We start from the raw sequence: 23,463 nt of genomic DNA, 5'->3' as shown, positions 1-23,463 counted from the left end.
TTTTCTCGGCAGCCTAGGCTGCCGAGGTACAGAAAACCTTCAGCAATAGGAAACCGACATGGTTGATACATCTGTCATCTTGCTCGGTGTTGTCATGTTCACGGTCATCGTTATTAGCTTAACGGCGATCATTCTGGCAGCGCGCAGCAAGCTAGTGAGTAGCGGGGACGTGACCATTGAAGTCAACGGCGACCCTGAGCACACCCTGAAGACCCAGGCCGGCGGCAAGCTTTTGAACACCCTGGCGGCCAACGGTATTTTCCTTTCTTCTGCCTGTGGTGGCGGTGGTTCCTGCGCCCAATGTAAGTGCCGAGTAGAAGAGGGCGGCGGTTCTATTCTGCCGACGGAAGAGTCGCACTTCACCATGCGTGAGAAGAAAGAAGGCTGGCGCCTCTCTTGTCAGGTTCCTGTGAAGCAGGATATGAAAATAGAAGTGCCGGAAGAAGTCTTCGGCGTTAAGAAGTGGGAAACCGAAGTAACCGCCAACCCGAACGTGGCGACCTTCATCAAAGAGCTGAACTTGAAGCTGCCTGAAGGTGAAGAAGTTGCCTTCCGCGCCGGTGGTTATGTACAGCTGGTAGCGCCGCCTTACGACATCAAGTTCTCTGACTTCGATATCGAAGAAGAGTACCGTGGCGACTGGGAAAAGTTTGGTCTATTCGACATTTCCCACAAGAACAACGAGGAAGTCATCCGCGCCTACTCCATGGCGAACTACCCGGAAGAGAAAGGCCTCCTCAAGTTCAACATTCGTATCGCAACTCCGCCTCCTGGCAGCAGTCATCCGCCGGGCCTGATGTCCACCTACGTCTTCAACCTGAAGCCGGGTGACAAGGTAACGGTGATGGGGCCGTTTGGTGAGTTCTTCGCCAAAGACACCGACGCTGAAATGGTCTTCATCGGTGGTGGTGCCGGTATGGCCCCGATGCGTAGCCATATCTTTGACCAGCTTAAGCGTCTGAAATCGACGCGTAAGATTTCGTTCTGGTACGGCGCGCGCTCCTGGCGTGAGACCTTCTACAACGAAGAGTACGACCAGCTGGCGGAAGAGTTCCCGAACTTTGAGTGGCACTTGGCACTCTCCGATCCGCAGCCGGAAGATAACTGGGAAGGCCCGACGGGCTTCATCCACAATGTATTGTATGAAAACTACCTGAAGGACCATCCGGCGCCTGAAGATTGTGAGTACTATATGTGTGGGCCGCCCATGATGAACGCCTCTGTTATCAAGCTGCTGCTTGATATGGGCGTTGAGCCGGAAAACATCCTGCTGGATGACTTCGGCGGCTAATATCGCATCAGCGAACGTTAGAAACGGGGCTAGCCTTTGGGCTAGCCCCGTTTGTTTTTGTTTACCGTTTTGTTGGCAGATGCGAATATCCGTGCTGAAAAACACCCAATGCCTGATCATTTTGCGGTGGCTGAGGTACAATGGGAGGTAGATTTTTAAGGCACTTATCGGCACAAGTATTGTCGGCAGGTGAGGTACCTAACGTAATGCTAGGAGGACAACATGGCAATTTGGCTACTGGTATTCGGGTTTATGGCGCTGATTATGGGCGCGATGGCCGTTGGCGTGCTGATGGGGCGTAAACCCATTGCAGGCTCCTGCGGTGGGCTTAATCAAATCGGCATGAAGGATGGCTGCGATATCTGCGGTGGTAAAGACGAAGTATGCGAAGAAGAGAACCGCAAACGCGGTAGCGTACGGCGCCGTAGTGATGAAAGCCGTGGCGCCGACTTAGGTTACGATGCAACGCGCCGCTAACCGCTGATGCTACTACGCGTTAAATAACATCAAACGCTCGCTTAACCGCGGGCGTTTACGTATGCGCTAATGAATTGATGATGTCAGGGAACAAGGAGATCCAAACCGTATGGCGGTTCACAATTACGATGTCGTGGTGATCGGTACCGGCCCCGCTGGGGAAAGCGCTGCTATTAATGCTGCTAAGCACGGTATGCGGGTGGCGATAATTGAGAAGCAGGCCCAGGTAGGCGGTAACTGCACCCACTGGGGCACTATTCCTTCCAAAGCGCTGCGCCATCAGGTCAAGCAGATCATGGCGTTCAATACCAACCGAATGTTCCGCGATATCGGTGAGCCCCGCTGGTTCTCCTTCCCAAAAGTGATGGAACGCTCCCGCGGTACCATCGACAAACAAGTCGAAATGCGTACGACATTCTACGCGCGTAATCGAATCGACCTCTTTCACGGCGTCGCGCGTTTCAAAGACGAACATACTGTCGTCGTTCGCGACCGCCAAGAGGGGATGGAAGAGTTAGTGGCCAAGAAAATCGTCATCGCCACCGGCTCACGCCCTTATCGCCCGGCGGATATCAACTTCCGTCATCCGCGCATCTACTGTTCCGATACCATCCTGAGCCTGTCTCACACGCCGCGTACGCTGGTAATTTTCGGCGCGGGCGTTATCGGTTGTGAGTACGCTTCTATCTTCTCGGGGCTTGGCGTGAAGGTAGACCTGATCAACAACCGGGATAGCCTGTTGTCGTTCTTGGACGATGAGATCAGCGATGCGCTCTCTTATCACCTACGCAAGCACGGCGTGCTGATTCGTCATAACGAAGAGTACGAGAGTGTCGAGGGTGATGAAGCAGGCGTAGTGGTACGCCTGAAATCCGGTAAGAAAATCCGTGCCGATGCATTCCTATGGGCCAACGGCCGTACTGGTAACACCGACAGCTTGGGGCTGGAGAACATCGGCCTGGAAGCGAATGGCCGGGGCCAGCTCAGCGTGGATGAGCACTACCGCACCTCGATTCCGCATATTTATGCGGCGGGCGACGTCATAGGTTGGCCAAGCCTGGCCAGTGCCGCCTACGATCAGGGCCTAAACTCCTGTAACGAGCTGCTGGAAAAAGAGTACCGCTTTGTCAGCGATGTGCCGACCGGTATCTATACCATTCCTGAAATCAGCTCCTTTGGCCCCAATGAGCGCGAGCTGACCGAAGCGAAAGTGCCTTACGAAGTCGGCAAGGCGTTTTTCAAGGATACCGCCCGTGCCCAGATCACCGGCGATACGGTCGGTATGCTGAAGATCCTGTTCCACCAGGACACCCTGGAGATTCTCGGTATCCATTGCTTTGGCGACCAGGCGTCGGAGATCCTGCACATCGGCATGGCCATCATGCAGCAGGAGGGCAAGGCCAACACGCTCAAGTACTTCGTCAACACCACCTTCAATTACCCCACCATGGCAGAAGCCTATCGAGTGGCGGCACAAAACGGTCTGAACCGGGTGTTCTAAGCGGTCAGGGCGGGCCTTCCTGCAGAGGTTGGCCCTGCCAGATCAGCTTCGGTGGGAGGCCGCTTTAGCGGGCGAATGGCGCCGTCAGGCGCCCCGGCCAAGCCACCGTCGCGAGCTGAAGCTCCCTCCCACGGGGGCATTTCAGCACCGTCGCGAGTTGAAGCTTCCTCTCACGGCTCTTCAGGGCGACGCTATAGCGTTTCCAAAAGCTGTCTAGCCCGGGGCTGCCATTCGCCTTCTAGGGAAGCGGCTTGGGTAAGCGATGCTCTGGCGTCTGCAAGGCGCGCTTGCTGGAATTGTATAATGGCCAGATTGAGCCACGCAGCACCCATCTCCGGGTCGAGGCTCGTGGCTGTCTCGAAGGCGGCCAGGGCGGCTTCGGGCTGGCCATCGGCATACAGGGCATTGCCTAGCGCAAACTGCCCAGTAGGATTTTGCGGGAAGCGCTCACTGAATGCCTGCCAGCTACTCAGCGTTGTGTCGGGGCCGTGCTGCTCTTCAAAGGCACTAATGGCCTCTAACGCATTGCGTGCCGTGACACCTTCGGGCAGCGTGCCCGGCTCGCTGACCACAAACCCCCAGCGCTCAGTACGTGCCCACGTAGCATCAAAACGGCTAAACGATAGGGTGTGCCGCTCGATTTCACCGCTGCGCAGAACAAGCGTTTCGTTCGGCAAATCAAAGCCAATGGCCACCGCATAGTGCCACATGGGAAAGGCGGGCAGGGCGAGGTTCTGCATCACGACCACCGGGTTACCTGCTTCCAGGTGCGTGAGCAGAGCATCCATGGTACCTCGGATGGGAATTGCCAGCCGTTCGTAGCGGCGTACCGTGGCCAGCATTTCCGGCTGCACGCTGCCATCACGCCCAGGCAAGAATACCTGAGGAATCAGCTCGTCTAAGCTAGCCTCTACGCCTTCGTGATTAAGCACCATAGCTAAGGTAGCTGGGCCGCACTGGTATTCCGTTTGGGCGAAAAACGGCACCTCGGTAAGCTCGGTTTGCGGCGTCAGGCTTGCTTTGGTGCTTTCAAGCAGTACCGGGCTGCGTGCGCAGCCGGTTAGCAGTAGAAGTAGCAGGCTCAACAGTAAAACGCCCGCAGTGCGGGCGTTAACATAACGGTTCATCATCGCGGATGAATTAACGTGTGAACGGGTAAACATCGGTTAAACCGAGAATGTCCGTTACCAGCAGAATCACAAATACCGCGAACAGCACACCAATCACGCCAGCACCGGCGGGCAACTGCTCAAGCTGCTGCGCCATTTGCTGGGCTTCGGCATCGCTCAGGGCCGCCACACGCGCCTCGACATCGGCGGGATTGACGCCCTGTTTGAGCAGTTGATCTTGCACATCGGCACGGGCGAGGATTTCATTGATACGCTCGCGGTCCGCACCGGCACGGTCGCCTGCTAAAACAGACTGCGTTGATACCAGATCCATACCTTGCGGGGCGGTAGGGGCCGCCACAACGGGCAGGCTGGCAAACACTAACGCAGCAATCAAAAGGGTCGAGAGGTAAGCACGCACTGTTTTCATTGTCTTCATCCTTAGACTTATCGGGGAGCAAGCTATGAGTAGCCTGAGTGATTAGTATAGAAACAAACAGCGAGTGTTTTAAGACGAAAATGCAAAGTGCTAATTATTTGCACTAATGCGATAGGTCCAGGGCGTTTCCGCCAGGAGGCCTTTTGCCCCTGCCATGGTCATGGCGAGGTCGTGCAGCCCCGGCCATAGAGGCACGGCAGATGCCCCTTTCACCGCTAAATCCAGGCGCTGGGCCATTAGTAGCAGTTTGTGTAAACGCTTCATGGAAAGGCGGCTAATGGCTTTTTGATAGGACGGGCGACGTTTATCAAAAATCATCGGCTTTTGGGATTTGCAGGCATGCTCGAAGCTTTGGCCTTGGTCCAAATGCTGATGCAACGACAGCAGAGTGCGCAGCTCACGGGTGAGCGCCCACAGCACAATCGGTGCTTCCACGCCTTCGCTTTTTAGGCCGTTCACAATCCGCGAGGCACGGCTGGGTTCGCCCTTCAAGCACGCATCCGCCAGATTGAAGACGTCAAAGCGGGTGCTGTCTTCCACACCTTGGGCAATGTGCTCGACGTTGAGCCGGGTATTAGCCGGGTAGATCAACGCCAGCTTCTGTAGTTCCTGATCCGCCGCCAGCAGATTACCCTCGGTGCGCTCACCCAGCAGTCGCGCGGCTTCCAGGTCGATCTGCAGGCCGTGATGCGAGGCCCTATCCCGTAGCCAATAGCCAAGCCGTGAGGCATCTACCGGCCATACGGGAACAAAAATTCCCTGTTTATCTAAGGCTTTGAACCAAGCGCTTTTCTGCTGCTTGGCATCGACTTTGCCCATGCTAACCAATAGCAGGTCGTCGCTGCCATCCATCATTTCCGCATATTGAGCAAGCGCCTTGCTGCCTTCCTGCCCCAGCTTTTGATTGCCCAAACGCAGCTCCAACAGTTTGTTGGTGGCAAACAGCGAGAGGTTGCTCGCGGTTTCCAAGAGCCGCCCCCAGGCAAAGTTGGGCTCCACATCCAGCACTTCGCGCTCTTCGATGCCCGCTTGGCGGGCGGCGGCGCGCACGGCATCGCAGGCGTCACGATGCTGTAGCGGCTCGTCACCCGCCACGATCACTGCTTTCGGCAGCTTCCTGGCCAGAGCGGCGGGCAATTGATCGGCAAATACCTTCACCGCAGCGCCTCAAGGTTAGCTAAGCGTTCCACAATACGCTGGGCAAGCTGCCGAGTCAGTGTCTGCTCGGCTTCCTGGAACAGCGTCTCGCGGTTCAGCAGGTCGTCATCGCTGACGCGAATCCGCGTGCTGCTACTCAGCGTGGCGTTGTTCAGGGCGTAGGCATTGGTTTCCCGCTGCTGCACCGACAGCGACGTGCTCAGCGTCAGCTCATGCTCACGGCTGGCACGGCCATCGGTCCCGATGCGCCGCTCCTGAAGGGAAGGGGTGCCCAGAGTGACGCGCCAGGGCGCGCCGCTTTCTACCTCGGTGCCTAACTGCTGCAGGCGAGTGCGAAGCTGCTGGGCGAGAGCGCTGTTGTCATCGCCCTCTAGCGAGAGCGCGGGCAGGCGTGGCATGGATTCCGAGCCGCGCAGGCGGAACCCACAGCCACTGAGCAGCACCGCCGCTGACGCGGCGATGCTGAGGGTCAAAAAGCGACGGCGATTCATCCGCTCACCACAATGTTAACCAGCTTGCCGGGCACCACGATCACCTTACGAACCGTTTTGCCTTCCAAATGGCGCTGGACGTTTTCGTTTTCCATCGCCAGTTGCTCGATGGTGGCTTTGTCGGCGCTGGCCGGGGCTTCCAGGCGGGCGCGCAGTTTACCGTTTACCTGTACCACCAGCTCGATGCTGTCGCGGGTCAGGGCGACTTCGTCTACTTTCGGCCACTGGGCTTCAATGGCGGGCTGCTCATGGCCTAACTGCTGCCACAGGGTGTGGCACAGGTGCGGGGTAATCGGGGCCAGTAGCAGGACGCAGGCTTCCAGCGCTTCACGGCTAACCGCGAGGCCCAGTTCGGACGTATCGTCAAACTTAGCGACCGCGTTAGAAAGCTCCATCACAGCGGCAATGGCGGTGTTGAAGGTGGTGCGGCGGCCAATGTCGTCGCTGGCTTTCTTGATGGTCTCGTGGGTCTTGCGGCGCAGCGCTTTCTGATCGTCGTTCAGCGCGTCCACGTTCAAGGTGCCGGGGGTGCCCGCCGCCAGATGCTCGGTAACCTGACGCCAGATGCGCTTCAGGAAGCGGTGCGCGCCTTCAACGCCAGAGTCTGACCACTCAAGCGACTGCTCGGGCGGTGCAGCAAACATCATAAACAGGCGCACGGTGTCGGCACCGAACTTGTCGATCATCGACTGCGGGTCGACGCCGTTGTTCTTCGACTTGGACATCTTCTCGATGCCGCCCATCTCCACCGGCTGGCCGTCACTCATCAAAATGGCGCTCAGCGGGCGGCCTTTTTCGTCGCGCTTCACTTCCACATCGGCGGGATTGAACCACTCTTTGCCGCCGTTATCTTTAATGCGGTAGAAGGTTTCCGCGATCACCATGCCTTGGGTGAGCAGCTGCTGGAACGGCTCATCGGAATCAACCATGCCGAAATCGCGCAGCAGCTTGTGGAAGAAGCGGGCGTAGAGCAGGTGCAGAATAGCGTGCTCGATACCGCCAATGTAAAGATCCACCGGCAGCCAGTAGTTGGCACGCTCGTCCAGCATCGCCTCGTGGTTATCCGCACAGCAGAAGCGAGCGAAGTACCAGGAGGATTCCATAAAGGTGTCGAAGGTATCGGTTTCACGCACCCAGCCATCGCCCAGCTCGGAGAACTCCGGCATCTTCTTCAGCGGCGAGCCGGAGGCATCCACGGTGACTTCCATGGGCAGCGCGACGGGCAGCTCGTCATCGGAGAGCGGTACGGTCTGGCCTTCCGGGCCGTACTTCACCGGAATCGGCGCGCCCCAGTAGCGCTGGCGGGCAATGCCCCAGTCGCGCAGGCGGTAGTTGGTTTTCACCTCGCCGCGGCCCAGCTCGGCCAGTTTGGCGGCAATGGCATCGAACGCGGCTTGGAATTCCAGACCATCGAACTCGCCGGAATTGATCAGCGTGCCGTGCTCGGTGTAAGCGCCTTCAGAGATATCCGGCGTATTGCCGTGCTCGTCGGCTACCACCGGCTTCAGCTCGATGCCGTACTTGGTGGCAAACTCCCAGTCGCGCTGGTCGTGGGCGGGAACGGCCATCACCGCGCCGGTGCCGAACTCCATCAGTACGAAGTTAGCCACGAATACCGGTACTTCTTCACCGCTTAATGGGTGAATGGCTTTATGGCCCGTGGCCATGCCCAGCTTCTCTTTGGTGGCCATTTCCGCTTCAGAGGTGCCGCCTTTGGCGCACTCTTCACAGAACGCCGCGATCTCGCTGCTCTGCTCGGCGGCCTGTTTGGCCAGCGGGTGCCCAGGGGCGACGGCCACGTAGGTCACGCCCATCAGCGTATCGGGGCGGGTGGTGTACACCGCCAGCGGCTCGCAGGCGCTGCCATCGGCGGCTTTGATATCGAAGCTCAGCTCGACGCCACGGGATTTGCCGATCCAGTTGCGCTGCATGGTCTTGACCTGCTCAGGCCACTCGACGTTATCCAGATCCGCCAGCAGCTCATCGGCGTAGTCGGTGATCTTCAGGAACCACAGCGGGATCTCCTTGCGCTCTACCGGCGCACCGGAACGCCAGCCGCAGCCGTCGATAACCTGCTCATTGGCCAGCACGGTCTGGTCGACTGGGTCCCAGTTCACCGTGGACATCTTCTTGTAGACCAGTCCTTTCTCCACCAGCTTGGTGAAGAACCACTGCTCCCAGCGGTAGTAGCTGGTATCGCAGGTGGCGAACTCACGGCTCCAGTCGTAGGCAAACCCTAGTGCCTTCAACTGGTTGCGCATGTAATCGATGTTCTGGTAGGTCCACTTGGCGGGCGGCACCTGATTTTGGATCGCGGCATTTTCCGCCGGCATCCCGAACGCGTCCCAGCCCATGGGCTGCATGACATTTTTACCCTGCATGCGCTGGAAACGTGAGACAACGTCGCCGATAGTGTAATTACGCACGTGGCCCATGTGCAGCTTGCCGCTGGGGTAGGGGAACATGGATAGGCAGTAGAACTTTTCGCGGTTGGCGTCCTCTACGGCTTTAAAGCACTGGTGCTTGTCCCAGTACTGTTGAGCGTCACGTTCGATCTCGCGGGGGCTGTATTGTGCGTCCATCGGTGTTTTCAATGCCTTGGGATAATTCGCCCTTGTTCAGGGCGCAAAGTGAATAGTAGATGACGACTGTCAGATAAGTAGCGCCGATTGTATCCTATGCCGGTGTATCCTTGAACGGCTAACCGATGATAGGCAGCACCTGTGGCAACAAAAGGAGAGGACCCATGGAAAAACATAACGATCACCGCCTTCGCGAAGGCTACGAGCGCCTATTGGAGCGTATGCAGGATGGCGCCAACGAGCTCACCTGGGACAACCTACAAAAGGACTTAGACGACGCCGTTGCCTTTGAAGCTGAGCTTGAGGAGTACACCAAAGACGAGCTAGCGCTGCTGCGTGCCTGGGTAGAGCGCGACCTGAAAGACATGCGCTACTACATGGCGGATACCGGCAAGCAGGTTGCCAGCTGGCTAGGAATCGACATCGACCAGCTTTCCCGCCGGGTCGCGGAATCGCTGCTTTCCATTGCCGACCGTAGCGTGGTAGACCGCGAACGTTTCGAGGATGACCTAGAAGCCGCCCGCGCCGACTACTGCGAAGGTGAAATCGCCGCCCCGGGCTTAATGGCCTGCACTCACTGCGATGCTCAGGTCATGTTTAACGATGTCGCGCGGATAGAACCCTGCCACCAGTGCGGCCACCGCTACTTCTACCGCTTTCCGAGCAAAATCGTCGAAACCTAAGTATCTAACCTAGCCAAACGCTCAAGCCTGCGATCGCGCCTAGCGAGAGCAGGCTCATCATCGCCGCATAAGGTAGATTATTTTTCATCATCTGATAACCGCTCACCCCGTAACGCCCCTGCAACGACAGGTTAATACCCGAAAGCGGCCCCACACTGGTGCCCACCGCCCAGGCGCTAAGCGCCACAAAGGCAAACAGGGTCTGTTCAGCGCCGCTCAGATTAAGCACCGACGCCAACACCGACACCCCAATAATCGGGTGCAGCCCCACCAGCGCACTAAGCGTAATAGCCGCAAAACTCACCATGGCCTGCCATGTACCAAAGCGGGCAAACAGCGTCCACTCATCGCCTGCCGCCGCTGTTACCAGCGTTGAAAGCCCCAGCGTTAATAAGCCTGCCGCTAAAAACAGTGAAATTTCCCCGCGCATGGCGGGCAGGCGAGTAACGGTATGCTGACGCAGGCGCCGCAGGGTAAAACGCGGGCCTTCTCGCAGGTTGCTCAGCAGCGCCACCCCAGGCAGCAAAAAGGTAATAATGCTGACGATAGTAAGCGACGGCGTGATCCAAAAGTGCAACAGCATCACCAGCGCCGCCATGCCTGCAGGCATGAGCAGGCTGCGGGGCGAAAGCGAAAAGCCATCCACCTCGGTTAAATCAAACCGTCGCCGCAGTTCTAGCGTGGTTAATAGTCCTGAGAGCATGGCGATAGGAAAACCCACCACGGCAATCTGGGCATACTGCACCGAAGGCACCAGCGCGATCACCAGCGCCATAGAGGCAAAGAAGGGCGACCAGAGCGCGGCGCTGCTTAGCCCACGGTTCAGTGCCAATAGCTGCGGCGTGGTTAACGGCGCACGGCGAGCCAAGCGGTCGCCCACCATAAACACCGTGGAAAGATTCAAAATCGTGCCGAGAAAATGCACGCCCAGCCAGGTGCGCAGCACGCCGTCCGCCCCCGTTACCCGCTTACCCGGCGCACGCTTGTTGCCCTGGGTGCCAATCAGCGAGATAAAGCTCACGCCTACCAGCATGGAAGCCACGAACACGTTCCCCTGCAGCATGGCAGGCCAGTTCACCGCCGCGCCATACACGGTTTGCGCCACCACCAGCATCACCACACCCAGGGCAATCAACACCCCCGCCTGAAGGCGCGAACGCTTGGGAATATCCCGCCACAGCAGCGCCACCGCCGCCCACAGCAGATAGCTCACCGCCTGCGCGGTCGGCACCGCGCCGGTAAAACCAATAATCTGTGCCAACAGCCCGAGCAGAATCAAAACTCCCGCCAAGTGCTGCCGCGTCGTTGTCTCTCGCATCTCAGTCCCTTTACTGGTTGAGTTAGCAGGCTAATCGGGTTTGCGTGAGAAGGCTAGTCGCAAGAGGTGATGGGAGACGAAGATAACAGAGGTGTGGGGTTGCCATAGGTGAGAGGTGGAAGGTGTGGGAAAAAGGGGGACGTGAGATATGAGGGGGATGGGAGGGCACTTCAGCGCGCGATGATAAAGCCAACCAAACATAGACAAAGCCACCGGTCCCGTAGCGCGGTGTAACGAACGAAGTGAGGCACCCGCGAAGCACCGCAACGAGTTTGGGGGTTACATCAGACAGGGATGGCTATGTTGTTGCGTGTTAGGATGCTTTTATACCGTTACCTTGATTGATTTAAATAAATTGGCTTGGCTATTTATTTAACAACAAGTGCCTAGCTGCTGCGCCTCTTTCCCGTACTCCGCTTACCCGCTGCACTACTTCGACTCCCCGTAGTTTTCTTACTGCCGGTACTTTTACGCCGTGTGTAGCTTTTCTTAGTGGCTCCGCTGCGTTTGGCGGGACCTCCAACTTCGCCTTGGGCGGTTTGTAAGCTATGGCGTAGTCTGGCCGCGCCGCTTTGGCTTAGTAGGGCGCGTAAGTCTTCCAGCAGCGCCTGCTGGAAGGCGTTGGGGTCGTCTTGTTGTTCAGAGATCGCTCGCAGGCGTTGCTCCCAGAGGGCAGTACGTTCCGGTGTACTGACGGCGCTGGGCAGGGCGGCGATTAGCGCGCAGCCGAGTTTGGTGGCGCGTAGGGCTTTTTGCTGGCGCACTAGGTAGCCGCGCTGCACCAGGGTTTCGATAATGCCTGCGCGGGTGGCTTCGGTGCCCAGGCCGTCGGTGTCGCGCAGAGTGCGGCGCACGTTTGGGTCGTCTACGTAGCGGCCAATATTCATCATTGCTTTGATTAAGCTGGCATCGGTGAATGGTTCTGATGGCCGGGTCTCTTTTTCTTCCACGCCTGCGGCGAGTGCTTGGCAGGCTTCGCCTTGGGTGAGCGGTGGCAGCGGCGGGGTGTCTTCGCGGGTGGTGAACAGTGGCTTCCAGCCGGGGTCGAGAATGCTTTGGCCGCGAGCGCGAAAGGCTTCATTCAGCAGGGTGAACTCGGCTTTCACTTCAAAAGTGCGCAGCGGGCGGTAGAACTGCGCCATGACGTTGCGCACGATTAGCCGAAACACATGGCCTTCGGTGGCGGAAAGCTGGCTGACATCGGCGGGCTTGCCGGTCGGTGCTAAGGCGTGGTGCGCGCCCACCTGCTTATCGTTCCAGGCTTTCGAGCGTAGGGTAAAGTCGGCCCCGTTGAGCCAACCTCGTAACGTGTCGTCATTCTGGCAAGCACCGGAGAGGCTGCGCTGGGCAAGCGCTAGGTGCTCTTCCGGAAGGTAGCGGCAGTCTGAGCGGGGGTAGGTGATCAGTTTGTGCTGCTCGTAAAGCCGCTGGCAAATATCCAGCACCATCTGCGCGGAAAGCCCAAAGCGGCGGGCGGCATCTACCTGCAAGGCAGAAAGCGAGTAGGGCAGCGGTGGCGCTTGGCGCTTCTCCTGTTGGTCTAATGTGGTGAGCGTGCCGCGTGCGCCGGGTAGCTGAGCGGCCAGGGCATCGGCGGGCGTGCGGTCAATCAGTCGCCCTTGCTCATCCAAAGGTTGATGCGCTTTAGGAGCCCACCAGGCACGCAGCTGGCCTTGCGCCACCTGTAAATCTACCCAAAGCGGGTAGAACGGATGGGGTTTGAAATCACGAATGCTGTTATCCCGCCGCACAATCAGCCCAAGTACCGGGGTTTGTACACGGCCTACCGAGAGGACGCCATCGTGCCCAGCTTGGCGGCCGGTGAGCGTCCAGGCGCGGGTGAGATTAATGCCATACAGCCAGTCAGCCCGTGAGCGCGCCTGGGCGGCCTGAAACAGCGGCTGAAACTCAGTATTCGGTCGCAGGCTGGCCAGCGCGCGGCTGACCGCTGGGCGGTTGAGGTCGCTAATCAATAGCCGCTGCACCGGGCCGCGGTACTTCAAATGCTCGATCACCTCTTGCACCAGCAGCTGGCCTTCGCGGTCTGGGTCGCCAGCGTGCACAACGCTGGTAGCCTGCTTGATCAGTTTACGAATCACTGCTAACTGGCCACGGGCTTTGGAGCGCGGCGCGAGCTGCCACGTGCCGGGCACGATGGGCAGCCGGTCGAGCCGCCACTGTTTATCGGCGGGGTTGTAGGCTTCCGGTGGAGCTTGCTCCAGCAGGTGGCCTAGGCACCAAGTCACCGTGGTATCGCCGCACACAATCGCGCCTTCCTGGCGCTTGCCGCCACCGGGCAGGGCGTCGGCAATGGCACGGGCGAGGCTGGGTTTCTCGGCGATAATCAAGCGCATACGGTAGGCCCTGGTAGCGGTCTTTGAAAGAGTGTCATGGTAGCAGAAGCCGCTCAGTGGGTTGAACGTCGAGGCGTGAAAATTTATACAGGTACTTAAAAGGTGTCGTGTGTCATTTGTTTGTATAGTTTTTGTATAAAGTTATCGGATTGAGTAAGCTGTCGCAAAGCACTGGGAGGCGGTTTTTATGCGCGAGCGCGGTAGAACACGACGTTTATTTGGGCTGGGTGCGCGTACGGGTGGTGCCCTGCTGAAAACGCGGTTAGGCGGCCAAGCGGATTGGGGGGCGCTGGGTGAGGCGCTGTTTGAAGGGCTTTCTGAATTAAAAGGCCCGGCCATGAAGCTGGCTCAAATGATGTCCCAGTGGGATGACCTGCTGCCGCCGGAACTGGCCAACGAGCTGGCCCGCCTGCAACGCCAGGCTGAACCGATGCCCTGGCCGAAAATTTGCGAGGCGCTAGTGCTGCAGTACGGTGACATCCAAACGCATTTCCGCGAGATTGAAGAGCGCCCCTTTGCCAGCGCTTCGATGGGTCAGGTGCACAAAGCGGTGACCCACGAAGGGGAAACCATAGTGCTTAAAGTGCAGTATCCAGGGCTTGCTGAGATTTTAGAGAGCGACCTTAAACAAGTGAGGCGCATTATGGGTCTTGGCCGCTGGTTCAAGGTCCCGCAGGCACGGCTAGATGCGCTGTTTGAGGAGCTGGCAGCCGGGCTGCGTGACGAGCTGGACTACCACGCGGAGGCCCAGGCGCTGGCCCGTTACCGGGAGCGCTACCAAGATAACCCAGCGCTGGTGATCCCCGAGCCGCTGTTTGAGCTCTCCGGCCAACACGTATTGGCCATGCGCTTTGTAGACGGCACTCCGCTGCGGGATTTAGAGAGTGCGGATGACGCTACCCGTCAAAAAGTGGCTGTTGCACTGGCAGACTGGATTACCGAGGAGCTATTTACCTACCGTGAGCTGCACGCTGACCCCCACGCAGGCAACTTTGCCTGCGACGATCAGGGTCGTTTAGTGATTTACGACTTGGGCGCAGTGATTCCCGTTCCCGAGGCGCGTCTAAAGGCCATGATGCAGCTATTGGATGCCACGCTTTCCCAAGACCCCATGGCCATGGATGACGCGCTGATGAAGATGGGCGGCCGCCTGGGCCAAGGCGCTCCGCTGGCGCTGTATCGCGAATCCGCTGAGTGTATTACCCCGCTGTTCGCCCCCGGTGAGCAGGATTTCAGCGACGTGCGCGTTCATCGCCGCCTGCGGGAGCTCACCCCCAAAGTGTGGGCCGCCATGGATCGTCTTCAGCCCCCGGCAGATACGCTGCTGCTCTCTCGGGCGCTCAACGGCCACTACTGGAACTTGGTACGCTTAAAGGCCCGTTTAGATATGCACGACCGAACTCAGCCGCTGCTGGGCTGGGCGCGTACTGCTTAGCCAAGGCCCTGCCAAGCGATGACCGCTGCGGTAGCCCCGCCAGCCATGCTAGACTATTGCGCTTTTTAATCGGTTTTACAGATTTTATAGTCTTGAAGACAGTGGAGACGGCAATGCTGGCGGTATGGGTCGATCAACTGCTGGGATTTGCCTCTGGGGCACTCTCGGCAATCAGGCAGCAGGAACACTACCCCGATTTTATGACGTGGGTACGTGACAAAGGCGCGCAGGCGTTTAACGGCGATGTGGCCACCGCACAGGCGCTAGCGCCCATTTTATGGTCGCAAACTCCGCTAGAGCGGCTGGATTTTGCTAGCGAGCCCTTGGCAACACCTGGCCGCAACGAGCCGTGCTGGTGCGATTCCGGACGTAAATATAAGCAGTGTTGCTACCGCGTTAATTTCCCGACCGACATCCCTGAACAGATGATGTGGATGCTCTCGCTGCGCGAATGGAAGGGGGCCACGCTGAAGGCGGCGTTAGATAGCCAGCAGGCACCACCTCAAGCGCTGTTAGAAGCTGGTCTGATTGCCGCAGAGAGTGGTCAAACCGGCCGTTCCATGCAGATTCTTGAGTCGCTGTTTGATGGTAGCGACTGGTCGCGCCTGCCAGAGCAGGCTGAGCCAGCTTTTGAAATTCTGCTGGATATCTATCAAGAGCGCGGCTTTACCCGCAAGCGTGCCGACCTGTTGGACGACGTGATGGAGCGCGGGCCGCTGTTTTTACGCGGCGTGGCCCTTGAGAGGCTGTGCTTGATGCACCTGGATAACGATGATTTAGATAGCGCCCGCGCGGCGTTTGTCAAAGCTCAGCAGGCGCTGCCCGATTCGCCAACGCTGGCCTACATTGAAGCCATGCTGCTACTCCATGAAGGCCATGAGAAAGAGGCCAAAGAGCGCGCTAATTTCTGGTATCGCCGGTTGGTGCGCCAAGGAGATCTGGATGAAGATCAGCTCGAATTCCTGGCCGCTCTGGCAGATAACCCCGGCGCAACGCTGGCCGACCAGCTCTTGAGTGCTGAAGAAGATATGGCGACGCCGCTGGTCTCGCTTCAGGCGCTGCTAGCGGCGCTGCCCGTTGCTCCCAAGCTTTCCATTGAGCAGGATGCTGAGACTGGCCGCCTGCACTACACCACTACCGCCCGTGAAGAGACGCTGTTTGCCGCGTGGCACGAGCAGTTCCAGGTCATGGTAGATGAAGAGGTGGCGCTGGGCTTCCGTGACGACCCCTGGGTCAATGCGATTGATTGGATGTCGGCGCTGTGCGCCCACCCGGAGTGGCTGGATGCGCCGCAAGTGGTGCAAGACCTAACGCTGGCGCTGACCAGCCGCTTCGGCAGCCTACCGTGGATGGCACCCAGCCTGCTGGAACCGTTGGCGCTGCGCCTTTCACGCTGGCTGGAACAGGCCCGCGCCGCAGGCGACGGCAGCCTGTGTTGGGACGATGCCGATAATGTCATGCTGCTGCGCACCGGCTTGGCGCTGGTTGTCGGCATGGAGCGTGGCGCTCGCCAACACTCCCGGGAGCTAGCCGAAGAGCTGCTGGCGATTGACCAAGAAGATAGCCTGGGCTTGAAAGAGCTGGTGCTTGATCAACTGCTGCGCGATGACCGCAACGAAGAGGCGCTGGCGCTGACTGAAGAGCCGCAAAAAGATGACGGCTCGCTGGTGTTAGGGTTGCTGATGGGGCGCACGCTGGCGCTTTACCGGTTAGGGCAGCAGGAGGCCGCCGAAGCGGCATTGGCGGAGGTGGTTGCCCACAACCGCCACGCGCTAGAACTGATTTGCGCGGAGAACCCAAGGCCCTCCATGCCTCATCCTGATGGGCAGGTTGACCCTGGCTCCCGAGCGGAAGCGTGGCAGTACCGTACGCTGATGCGCGACCAGTGGCGCACCACGCCAGGGGCGCTGGATTGGTTAGCCAGCCACCGCTGAGCTATTCGCTGACGGTTTTTAGCTGCCTGCCTCGGTAACTGGGGTAGGCACTAGCTGTTTATCTCGGCTTATCCAAATGGCCAGCAGAATGGCGGGTAAGCCGAGCACTGTGGCTACCACAAAGAAAGTGGCATAACCCTGAGCGCTCACCACGATCCCGCCAAACCCGCTCAGGAATTTCCCCGGTAGCGTCATCAGCGACGAAAACAGCGCGTACTGCGTGGCGGTATATGCCCGCGAGGTCAAGCTTGAAAGAAACGCGATAAACACCGCACTGGCCAGGCCGTTGGCTAGGTTATCGCCAATGATCGTGACTACCAGCATCGGCACCTGATTGCCGATTAGCGCAAGCACCGCAAACAGCAGGTTGGTGACCATCACTAGCCCCGCGCCGAAAATCAGCAGTGGGCCAATGCCGTAACGGGCCACCAGCAGCCCGCCTAGAATGCCTCCTGCAATGCTCATGGCAATCCCGAAAATATTGGTGACGTTGGCAATAGTTGCCAGTGAAAAGCCCAGGTCGATATAGAGCGGGTTGGCCATCGATGCCATGGCCAGGTCGCTGATACGGAATACGGCAATAAACACCAAAATGCCCATTGCCTTCACCCCATAGCGGCGGAAGAAGTCGGTAAACGGGCAAACAATCGCGCCAATCACCCAAGCGCCCAAGCGGCGCAGCGTTTTGGGCTTTCCACGGCTGGCGCGAATAAAGGCGCGCACTTTGGGTTCATGGATTAATTGCACGGTTAATGAGGCGCGCTTGGGTTCTGGGCGAATCAGTACGGTGAGCACGCCAATGCCCACCAGAGCGGCCATGGTCAGGTAAGCCGCGTTCCACGATACCGCCGATGCCACATAAAGCGCACCGGCCCCTGCCGCCAGTAGCCCTCCGCGATAGCCAATAATGTACGTGGAGGCCATGGCTGCTTGAACATCATCATCGGCGGATTCAATACGGTAAGCATCAATGGCGATATCTTGCGTGGCGGAGCCAAACGCCACCAATAGCGCAAAGGCGGCGACCCAGCCTAGGTTGTCGATAGGGTCTACTCCCGCGAGGCCAATGAGACCGGCGGCAATCATGCCCTGGGCTAGCAGCATCCAGCCTCTGCGCTGGCCAAAGGTACGCGTTAACAGCGGCAGCGCAAGCCGGTCTACCACCGGTGCCCAGAAGAATTTGATGGAGTAGAGCATGCCGATCCAGGCAAAAAAACCGATGGCAGCTACTTCGACCCCGTCGCTACGTAGCCATGCGGAGAGCGTCGAAAACACCAGTAGAAAGGGCAGGCCAGCGGAAAAGCCTAAAAACAGCATGGTGATGACAGGCGCTTTGCAGTAAATACCAAGCGCCGCCAGCCAACTGCGCTGAGGAGTCGGGGTGGGCATGTAAGGGAGTACTCCAAAAAGAAACATCGGTGACGTGGGCCGCTCAAAAACCCGTCGATGTTAGACTATGGATAGGGTTCATGGTTGGCGTTCCATGACAAAGCCGACAGCTTACCGGAGAGGAGTTTTCCATGTCGATTACCGCCCATCAGGTAGTGACTCTGCACTACGTGCTTAGCGATGTGCTCAGCGATGGCAGCACCCGCGTGTTGGATGACTCCAACGCACGTCAGAAACCCCTGGAGTATCTTCACGGCCACGATAATATTTTGCCGGGCTTGGAGCGAGATTTAACCGGCAAAGCCGTAGGTGATGAACTAAGCGTCACGCTGGCTCCCGCTGATGCTTACGGCCTGCGTAACGAAGAGTTGGTGCAAGAGGTGAGTCGCGCGTCGTTTGGCGGTGCAGAGATTGAGCCAGGCAGCCGTTTTCAAACCGAAGGCGAGGCTGGCCCGCAGATCGTCACCGTGCTGAACATCGACGGCGATACCGTGACGGTGGATACCAACCACCCCTTGGCGGGCCATACGCTGCGCTATCAGGTGAAGATTCTAGACGTTCGCGATGCCACCCGTGCAGAGCTTGCTAAAGGCCATCCGCTGCCACCGGGCACCGAGCACAGCAAAGTGGAAGACCGTAAGGTGCTCTAAAAAAGCTGTTTTTATCGGGTGAAGCGCGTTAAAAACTGACCTGTATCAAGTTCCCGTTTACCCTTGCGGCCACCATTTTAAAAGCTTGACCCAGGTCAGTTTCCCCTTCTCTGAACGCAGTACGATGGCCCCATACATCACGGCGGGAGGGAAGCACCATGTACTGGGATGATGCGGTAATTTTCGGCCTAGTTACTGTCGCGCTAATGATCACCTTTATGGTTGGTTGGGTAGGCTTTGTGGTACGTGACCATTTGCGTAAGGATGAACGTAAGAAGCCTTAATTCAGCAGGCTGTGTCAGTCGTCAGGGGAGGGGGCTTACGTTAATGTGTAAGCTTCCTGTTGCCGGCCCAAGGGGCCGGCTTTTTTGCGTCTTTTTTTTAAGTTGTATTAATAACCGTTGAAGCGCATTGGCAGTTATGCTTTGGTAAAGTGCCTGATTTAAGCCTAAAGTACTCAACCACATTAGGAAGCTCACTGCTATGAATGCTGTCTTTTCACGCTTGCCGATGCATTGGCGCTGTGGGGCGCTAATAAAAGCAGGATTAGTACTCGTCTTTACCACTGTTGGAGGGGCACCTGTCTCGGCAAATGCTCAGACATTAACCCTGATTAATGGTGAGTCAACGCAAAAGATCGCGCTCGGCGAGCTACTCCACCAATCGGATGTCACGTTTACAGTGTTCGACCCTTATCAGGGCCGCGACGTTGAAATGCGCGGCGTTGCGTTTCGTGATTTTTTAATCGAACACTTTGGTGAGATACCGCCAGCATTGCACTTTACGACCTGGGATGACTACGAAGTGAGCCTGGGGCTGGGATGACCCAACCTGGTACTTGGTGACGTCTGAAGATGGCGAGCCGCTGACGCTACGCACACGGGGGCCTATTCGGTTAGTTGAGCGCGAATATTCGGGCCGCGATGTGGCTAACCTGCGTGATTTCAACGATTGGGTCTGGATGATTCGCAGTATTGAGGCGCAATGGTGAGTGCCACGCCGCCTAATAAATCGCCGGTCTCGTCACGCTTACGGCGTGGAGGGCGGCGTTACGTCACATGGTTGACACTAAGCCTGATGAGCTTTGTTGGGCTGATGGTACTGATTGTGTACGAGGCGCGCTGGGTTTACCCAGAAATACAGGCTTATTTCAGCCAGACGGGCAGCTTAACTGGCCAACAGTTGGCGACTCGTGCGCGTGGTTACGTGCAGCGCGCCCAGGAAAAGCTGTTGATGGCCTCGTCGCCCGTTGAGCTAGGCGAAGCGCGCCTTTCATTGGATCTGGCCTATGGCCTGTTTGATGTGCATATCTACCGCCAGTATTACGCCTGCACTGCATCCAGCCTAGCGTTGATAGATGAGTTGGCTGAGCTCATTGACGCCCAACAGATCGATCCTTTCGATGCGGCCCATGCGCTGTTTATTCCAGTGGAGTGCTTAACTCGTATTGAGATGGATCAGTTGGATCGCCGTGGTATGGCTATCAATGATTTCTCCTCCAGCACGCGCCGTCATAATCAGGTATTGATCTACTCCAGTCTGCTGATTTTTGTCTTAGGCTTGCTCTTTTGGGCGATGCACGAGCGCCAATTGCGGCGCACTCACCGGTATCGGTAACCGCAGTGCGCTCCATCAGGATGTCGCCGCTTACTCAGGCCGCTCCATAGGGCTGATTCTGGTCGATATCGATTTCTTTAAGCAGTATAACGATGCCTTGGGCCACCCTGAGGGGGATCGCCTGCTGCGCCTGCTGGCGAATTTACTAGGAGATGCGCTCGGTGCCGAGGCCACGCTATATCGCCTTGGGGGCGATGAGTTTGCCGCGTTGCTGCCGTGTCCCACTGATCAAGCGCTGACCCAGTATTGTGAGGCGTTACAAGTAGAGCTTGAGGCGGCGCAGTTCTCGCACCCTGCCCATCCCGATAACAAAGATGTCACCTTAAGTATTGGGGGAGCGCGCTTTGTAGCCGATGCAAACTCGTTTGCGATGGCCTATGAGGCGGCCGACAAAGCGCTCTATCAGGTGAAAACAGCAGGGCGTGATGGCTGGCAGGTTACTGCAAGCGCATAACATCTTTGTACATGGGAGCCAGGCGGCCGAGCATATCGTTGCGGGCCGCCAGCGGCACCCCTTCCTCTACCATGGCCGCGTCCAGGTACTCCACTACTCGATTAAAATGCGCATCGGTAATGCCCATGGTTTGGTGGGCGCGGTCCATGGGTGGGCCTTTGTACTGGCAGGGGCCGTCGCTTACATCACACAGCTGAGAGGCCAGCGATGCCGCAAACAGGTCAATATTGTTATTGGCAAAGTAGCTGACGATCTCTTCGTCATCGGCAATGCGGTAAAGCAGGTTTTCGACCACGGCTTCAATGGTGGGCTGGCCGCCGATACGCTCATACAGCGTGGCGTGTTGGTGATGCTGGGCACAGCCGGTTAGCAACAGCGCACCGATGAACGCACTGGTCATTAGCAGGCTGCGCGAAGTGCTTTTCAACTCGGTGCCTAAGTACCTAAGCAAAAGAAATTGCGCATTCCGTTCCGTAACCTGACAGGATCCGTTCTGCCTCACTACGCAACGTCGCGAAGCTTTCATAGGCGGTCATCTCCAGCGGTTTCCCGACAGGACTCCACGCATAGGGCAAGGCAGATGACTGGGAAAACCCAGATTCATCAAAATAGTAAAGCTCTGCGATACCCTGATCTTCCCAGGCCTGAAGCGCTGACATCAGGCCTTGCGTGTTGCGGAAATCCGTCTCGTCACGTCGCCCCGTCAGTGAGCGCCGGACGCGCTTGAAGCTATGGCCGATTTTTTTAACGTCCGCCTGAGGGTCGCCGTACTGGAGGTCTTGCCGGTTTCCTCAAGCAGCCGAGCCCGAACGGTCTTGATCTGATGAGGATGCTCTTGGACCAGCTCCTGCAAGCGCCCATGCTCCTGGTCATCGAAAATTGGCGGTCGCCCGCTACGCGCCCTGTCATGGAGACCTTGCAGGCCTTTAGCCTCCCAGGCCTTGAACCAGCTTGCCACCGTGTTACGGGTGACGACCAGGATCTCGCAGATCTGCCCGATCGTATGCCCTTTGTGACTGAGCAGGATGCCATGAGCACGCCGACGCAGCGCAGGCTTTTCGGCGTATCGGTAAGTGTCCATCAGGGCCTCCTGCTCAGCCGTCGTGAGAGGAGTAACAAAGCGGTGCCTCATGCGTACGTCCTGGCGCAGGGGGAAACAAGCCGCCCATTATGCGCAAAAACTTATGTGCTGTCACTTAGCGTTGACGAATCTTTTCTTCGGGTACAGGGTGGCCACCTATGCTAACTCGGTTCAGAACGCGTTGTACGTTAATGTCAGGATCGTCGGTGGCAATGTAGTAAAGATAATTCTTGAAGCCGGCATCTCTAGCCTGGATTTTTCACAGGGTATAAAAGAAAGCGGCTGAAAGTGCTATGATTTCAAGAACCTAACCAATCCATCAAGCACCAACAGCCGCTTCCAAAATGGTACCTGAAAAGCTGACCTTCTCGCCACTCTCACACCGCCAAATTGAAGCCGACTATCTGCGCACCAGTGACCGCAGCGACAGCCGCCATAGCTGGGCGATCCTCGCCTTACTGGTACGCTTTATCCGCCAATACTGGCCCGATACCCGCATCGTGTTACGCGGTGATAGCCACTTTTGTCGTCCCCGGATGCTGAACTGGTGCGATCGGCATCACGTCGACTACATCGTGGGAATTGCCAAGAACAGCCGGCTGCTCAAGGAAGTGGGTGTGCCCATGATGCTGGTACGCAAGACTCAGTGGCAGGTGGGAGGGAAAGTAGCGGAGACGTTCCGCTTTCCGTATCAAGGATCAACAACTGAGCCTGTTCGCTGACCGTACCTCCAGCACACACTGGTGGGCCAATCAGTGGCGGCTGATCTTGTCGGGCTTCGCTTATACACTGTTCGAGCGGTTACGGACTTACCTGAAGCACACGCCCTTCACGGGCATGAGTCCGAGCAACCTTAGGCTCAAGCTCATCAAAGTAGGCGCGGTCATCATCCGCAATACGCGTCGAATCCGCGTACTCATGAGTGACAGCTACCCCTATAAAACGGCGCTATCCGATCTCGTCAGGCGGTTGGTGCCGAACTGACTGCTCGGGCGCCCCCGGCCCGACGCAATGGGGGGAAGGGGGAGGTGTGTCTGAACGACGAAAAGTGGTTAAAAAGTAGCCGATGTAAGTCGAGCCAATAGGTGTTTAGCGGTGTTAGAGCCTGAGTGCGGTACTGGCTGAGGTGCTATGAGAAATCCAGGCTAGATTCTTTCTTGCAGCGCCTTTAAGAAGGCATCGATATTCTCATCGTGGCGTTTGTAGTAGGTCCAAGGGCCGATCCGCTGCGATGTCACCAATTGCGCGCGCTGTAGAGCTGCGAGATAAAGCGATGTCGTTGACTGCGAGAGGCCCGTGCGCTCCTGGATGATACTGACGCACACGCCTACCGTTTCTGGGTCGACTTCCTGCTCGGGAAAGACTGTCCTGGGATCCTTGAGCCAATTGAGGATGGCAAGGCGCGTCGGGTTCGCCAATGCTTTCAGGGCTTCGTTGACGTCAATAGTCATGAATTTTTTATACCTACTCTTCCGATATCTGGATATCTTCCTGCTTCAC

At 57.7% G+C, this 23,463-nt stretch carries 22 protein-coding genes and 2 pseudogenes; 13 read left to right on the top strand and 11 right to left on the bottom strand.

Annotated elements, in window-relative coordinates:
• The first annotated feature begins 58 nt into the window (after window positions 1–58).
• The 3 genes from nqrF (at window position 59) to sthA (ending at window position 3,269) form a co-directional block, all read left to right on the top strand.
• Entirely contained in the window at window positions 59–1,291 is a 1,233-nt protein-coding gene (nqrF, locus tag BMY49_RS02825; protein ID WP_089674780.1) for an NADH:ubiquinone reductase (Na(+)-transporting) subunit F, read from the top strand.
• Window positions 1,292–1,513: 222 nt separating this feature from the next.
• Window positions 1,514–1,768 (top strand): (Na+)-NQR maturation NqrM, encoded by a 255-nt coding sequence (gene nqrM, locus BMY49_RS02820; RefSeq protein ID WP_044628062.1) that lies wholly within the window; start codon window positions 1,514–1,516, stop codon window positions 1,766–1,768.
• A 109-nt stretch (window positions 1,769–1,877) separates the two neighbouring features.
• Entirely contained in the window at window positions 1,878–3,269 is a 1,392-nt protein-coding gene (gene sthA / locus BMY49_RS02815) for a Si-specific NAD(P)(+) transhydrogenase (protein ID WP_058577788.1), read from the top strand.
• Window positions 3,270–3,460: 191 nt separating this feature from the next.
• On the opposite strand, the gene BMY49_RS02810 is transcribed toward sthA, so the two are convergent.
• From BMY49_RS02810 to leuS, 5 genes are all read right to left on the bottom strand, one after another.
• The gene (locus BMY49_RS02810) at window positions 3,461–4,396 is read right to left on the bottom strand and encodes a PA2778 family cysteine peptidase (protein ID WP_371827812.1); all 936 of its coding nucleotides are present in this window, start codon (window positions 4,394–4,396) and stop codon (window positions 3,461–3,463) included.
• A 13-nt stretch (window positions 4,397–4,409) separates the two neighbouring features.
• On the bottom strand, window positions 4,410–4,808 hold the full coding sequence (locus BMY49_RS02805) for a PA2779 family protein (RefSeq protein WP_062374664.1): 399 nt from the start codon (window positions 4,806–4,808) through the stop codon (window positions 4,410–4,412).
• Window positions 4,809–4,907: 99 nt separating this feature from the next.
• Window positions 4,908–5,975: a DNA polymerase III subunit delta gene (gene holA / locus BMY49_RS02800; RefSeq protein WP_089674776.1), complete on the bottom strand. Its 1,068-nt coding sequence runs from the start codon at window positions 5,973–5,975 to the stop codon at window positions 4,908–4,910.
• Window positions 5,972–6,466, bottom strand: a complete 495-nt coding sequence (locus BMY49_RS02795; protein ID WP_089674773.1) for an LPS-assembly lipoprotein LptE — start codon at window positions 6,464–6,466, stop codon at window positions 5,972–5,974. The genes holA and BMY49_RS02795 overlap by 4 nt, the downstream gene beginning before the upstream one ends.
• Window positions 6,463–9,048 carry a leucine--tRNA ligase gene (leuS, locus tag BMY49_RS02790; protein WP_089674771.1) on the bottom strand — a complete coding sequence of 862 codons (2,586 nt, stop codon included), beginning with the start codon at window positions 9,046–9,048 and terminating at the stop codon, window positions 6,463–6,465. The genes BMY49_RS02795 and leuS overlap by 4 nt, the downstream gene beginning before the upstream one ends.
• 164 nt (window positions 9,049–9,212) lie before the next feature.
• On the opposite strand from leuS, the gene BMY49_RS02785 reads away from it, so the two are divergent.
• On the top strand, window positions 9,213–9,731 hold the full coding sequence (locus BMY49_RS02785; protein ID WP_044628056.1) for a zinc ribbon-containing protein: 519 nt from the start codon (window positions 9,213–9,215) through the stop codon (window positions 9,729–9,731).
• Between the two features lie 4 nt (window positions 9,732–9,735).
• Here BMY49_RS02785 and BMY49_RS02780 read toward each other — a convergent pair whose 3' ends face one another.
• Window positions 9,736–11,049: a hypothetical protein gene (locus BMY49_RS02780; RefSeq protein WP_044628055.1), complete on the bottom strand. Its 1,314-nt coding sequence runs from the start codon at window positions 11,047–11,049 to the stop codon at window positions 9,736–9,738.
• Between the two features lie 386 nt (window positions 11,050–11,435).
• Complete coding sequence (locus BMY49_RS02775) at window positions 11,436–13,403, bottom strand: DNA topoisomerase III (protein ID WP_089674769.1); 1,968 nt, start codon at window positions 13,401–13,403, stop codon at window positions 11,436–11,438.
• Window positions 13,404–13,590: 187 nt separating this feature from the next.
• Between BMY49_RS02775 and BMY49_RS02770 the strand changes: the two genes are divergently transcribed.
• Together BMY49_RS02770 and BMY49_RS02765 are read left to right on the top strand one after the other, a co-directional pair.
• On the top strand, window positions 13,591–14,838 hold the full coding sequence (locus BMY49_RS02770) for an ABC1 kinase family protein (RefSeq protein WP_089674767.1): 1,248 nt from the start codon (window positions 13,591–13,593) through the stop codon (window positions 14,836–14,838).
• Window positions 14,839–14,951: 113 nt separating this feature from the next.
• On the top strand, window positions 14,952–16,772 hold the full coding sequence (locus BMY49_RS02765) for an SEC-C domain-containing protein (RefSeq protein ID WP_062374327.1): 1,821 nt from the start codon (window positions 14,952–14,954) through the stop codon (window positions 16,770–16,772).
• A gap of 18 nt (window positions 16,773–16,790) precedes the next feature.
• Here the strand turns inward: BMY49_RS02765 and BMY49_RS02760 are convergent, their stop codons facing one another.
• A complete protein-coding gene (locus tag BMY49_RS02760; protein ID WP_089674765.1) occupies window positions 16,791–18,161 on the bottom strand; it encodes an AmpG family muropeptide MFS transporter in 1,371 nt (456 codons plus the stop codon).
• Between the two features lie 131 nt (window positions 18,162–18,292).
• On the opposite strand from BMY49_RS02760, the gene BMY49_RS02755 reads away from it, so the two are divergent.
• From BMY49_RS02755 to BMY49_RS17690, 6 genes are all read left to right on the top strand, one after another.
• Window positions 18,293–18,811 (top strand): FKBP-type peptidyl-prolyl cis-trans isomerase, encoded by a 519-nt coding sequence (locus tag BMY49_RS02755; RefSeq protein ID WP_054641799.1) that lies wholly within the window; start codon window positions 18,293–18,295, stop codon window positions 18,809–18,811.
• A gap of 158 nt (window positions 18,812–18,969) precedes the next feature.
• Window positions 18,970–19,095, top strand: a complete 126-nt coding sequence (gene ccoM / locus BMY49_RS18135) for a cytochrome c oxidase subunit CcoM (RefSeq protein ID WP_279384657.1) — start codon at window positions 18,970–18,972, stop codon at window positions 19,093–19,095.
• Window positions 19,096–19,294: 199 nt separating this feature from the next.
• A complete protein-coding gene (locus BMY49_RS17705) occupies window positions 19,295–19,636 on the top strand; it encodes a hypothetical protein (RefSeq protein WP_244154904.1) in 342 nt (113 codons plus the stop codon).
• 16 nt (window positions 19,637–19,652) lie between these two features.
• The gene (locus tag BMY49_RS17700) at window positions 19,653–19,802 is read left to right on the top strand and encodes a hypothetical protein (protein WP_244154903.1); all 150 of its coding nucleotides are present in this window, start codon (window positions 19,653–19,655) and stop codon (window positions 19,800–19,802) included.
• Window positions 19,799–20,428, top strand: coding sequence for a hypothetical protein (locus BMY49_RS17695; RefSeq protein WP_244154902.1), 630 nt, complete (start codon window positions 19,799–19,801; stop codon window positions 20,426–20,428). The genes BMY49_RS17700 and BMY49_RS17695 overlap by 4 nt, the downstream gene beginning before the upstream one ends.
• A complete protein-coding gene (locus BMY49_RS17690; RefSeq protein WP_244154905.1) occupies window positions 20,421–20,882 on the top strand; it encodes a GGDEF domain-containing protein in 462 nt (153 codons plus the stop codon). The genes BMY49_RS17695 and BMY49_RS17690 overlap by 8 nt, the downstream gene beginning before the upstream one ends.
• On the opposite strand, the gene BMY49_RS02740 is transcribed toward BMY49_RS17690, so the two are convergent.
• Together BMY49_RS02740 and BMY49_RS17685 are read right to left on the bottom strand one after the other, a co-directional pair.
• The gene (locus tag BMY49_RS02740) at window positions 20,866–21,282 is read right to left on the bottom strand and encodes a group I truncated hemoglobin (RefSeq protein ID WP_089674807.1); all 417 of its coding nucleotides are present in this window, start codon (window positions 21,280–21,282) and stop codon (window positions 20,866–20,868) included. The genes BMY49_RS17690 and BMY49_RS02740 overlap by 17 nt on opposite strands.
• Window positions 21,283–21,406: 124 nt before the next feature.
• Window positions 21,407–22,014 (bottom strand): annotated as a pseudogene (locus tag BMY49_RS17685) (IS630 family transposase); the annotation flags it as partial.
• 332 nt (window positions 22,015–22,346) lie between these two features.
• Here BMY49_RS17685 and BMY49_RS02725 point away from each other — a divergent pair.
• Window positions 22,347–22,947 (top strand): annotated as a pseudogene (locus tag BMY49_RS02725) (transposase); the annotation flags it as partial.
• Between the two features lie 161 nt (window positions 22,948–23,108).
• Here BMY49_RS02725 and BMY49_RS02720 read toward each other — a convergent pair.
• Complete coding sequence (locus BMY49_RS02720; protein ID WP_062374475.1) at window positions 23,109–23,414, bottom strand: ArsR/SmtB family transcription factor; 306 nt, start codon at window positions 23,412–23,414, stop codon at window positions 23,109–23,111.
• Window positions 23,415–23,463: the final 49 nt, after the last annotated feature.

This window comes from Vreelandella aquamarina (genome assembly GCF_900110265.1).
Lineage (GTDB): Bacteria > Pseudomonadota > Gammaproteobacteria > Pseudomonadales > Halomonadaceae > Vreelandella > Vreelandella aquamarina.
Note: the sequence above shows the minus strand (reverse complement) of the source record. Positions and strands in the feature narration are given on the sequence as shown.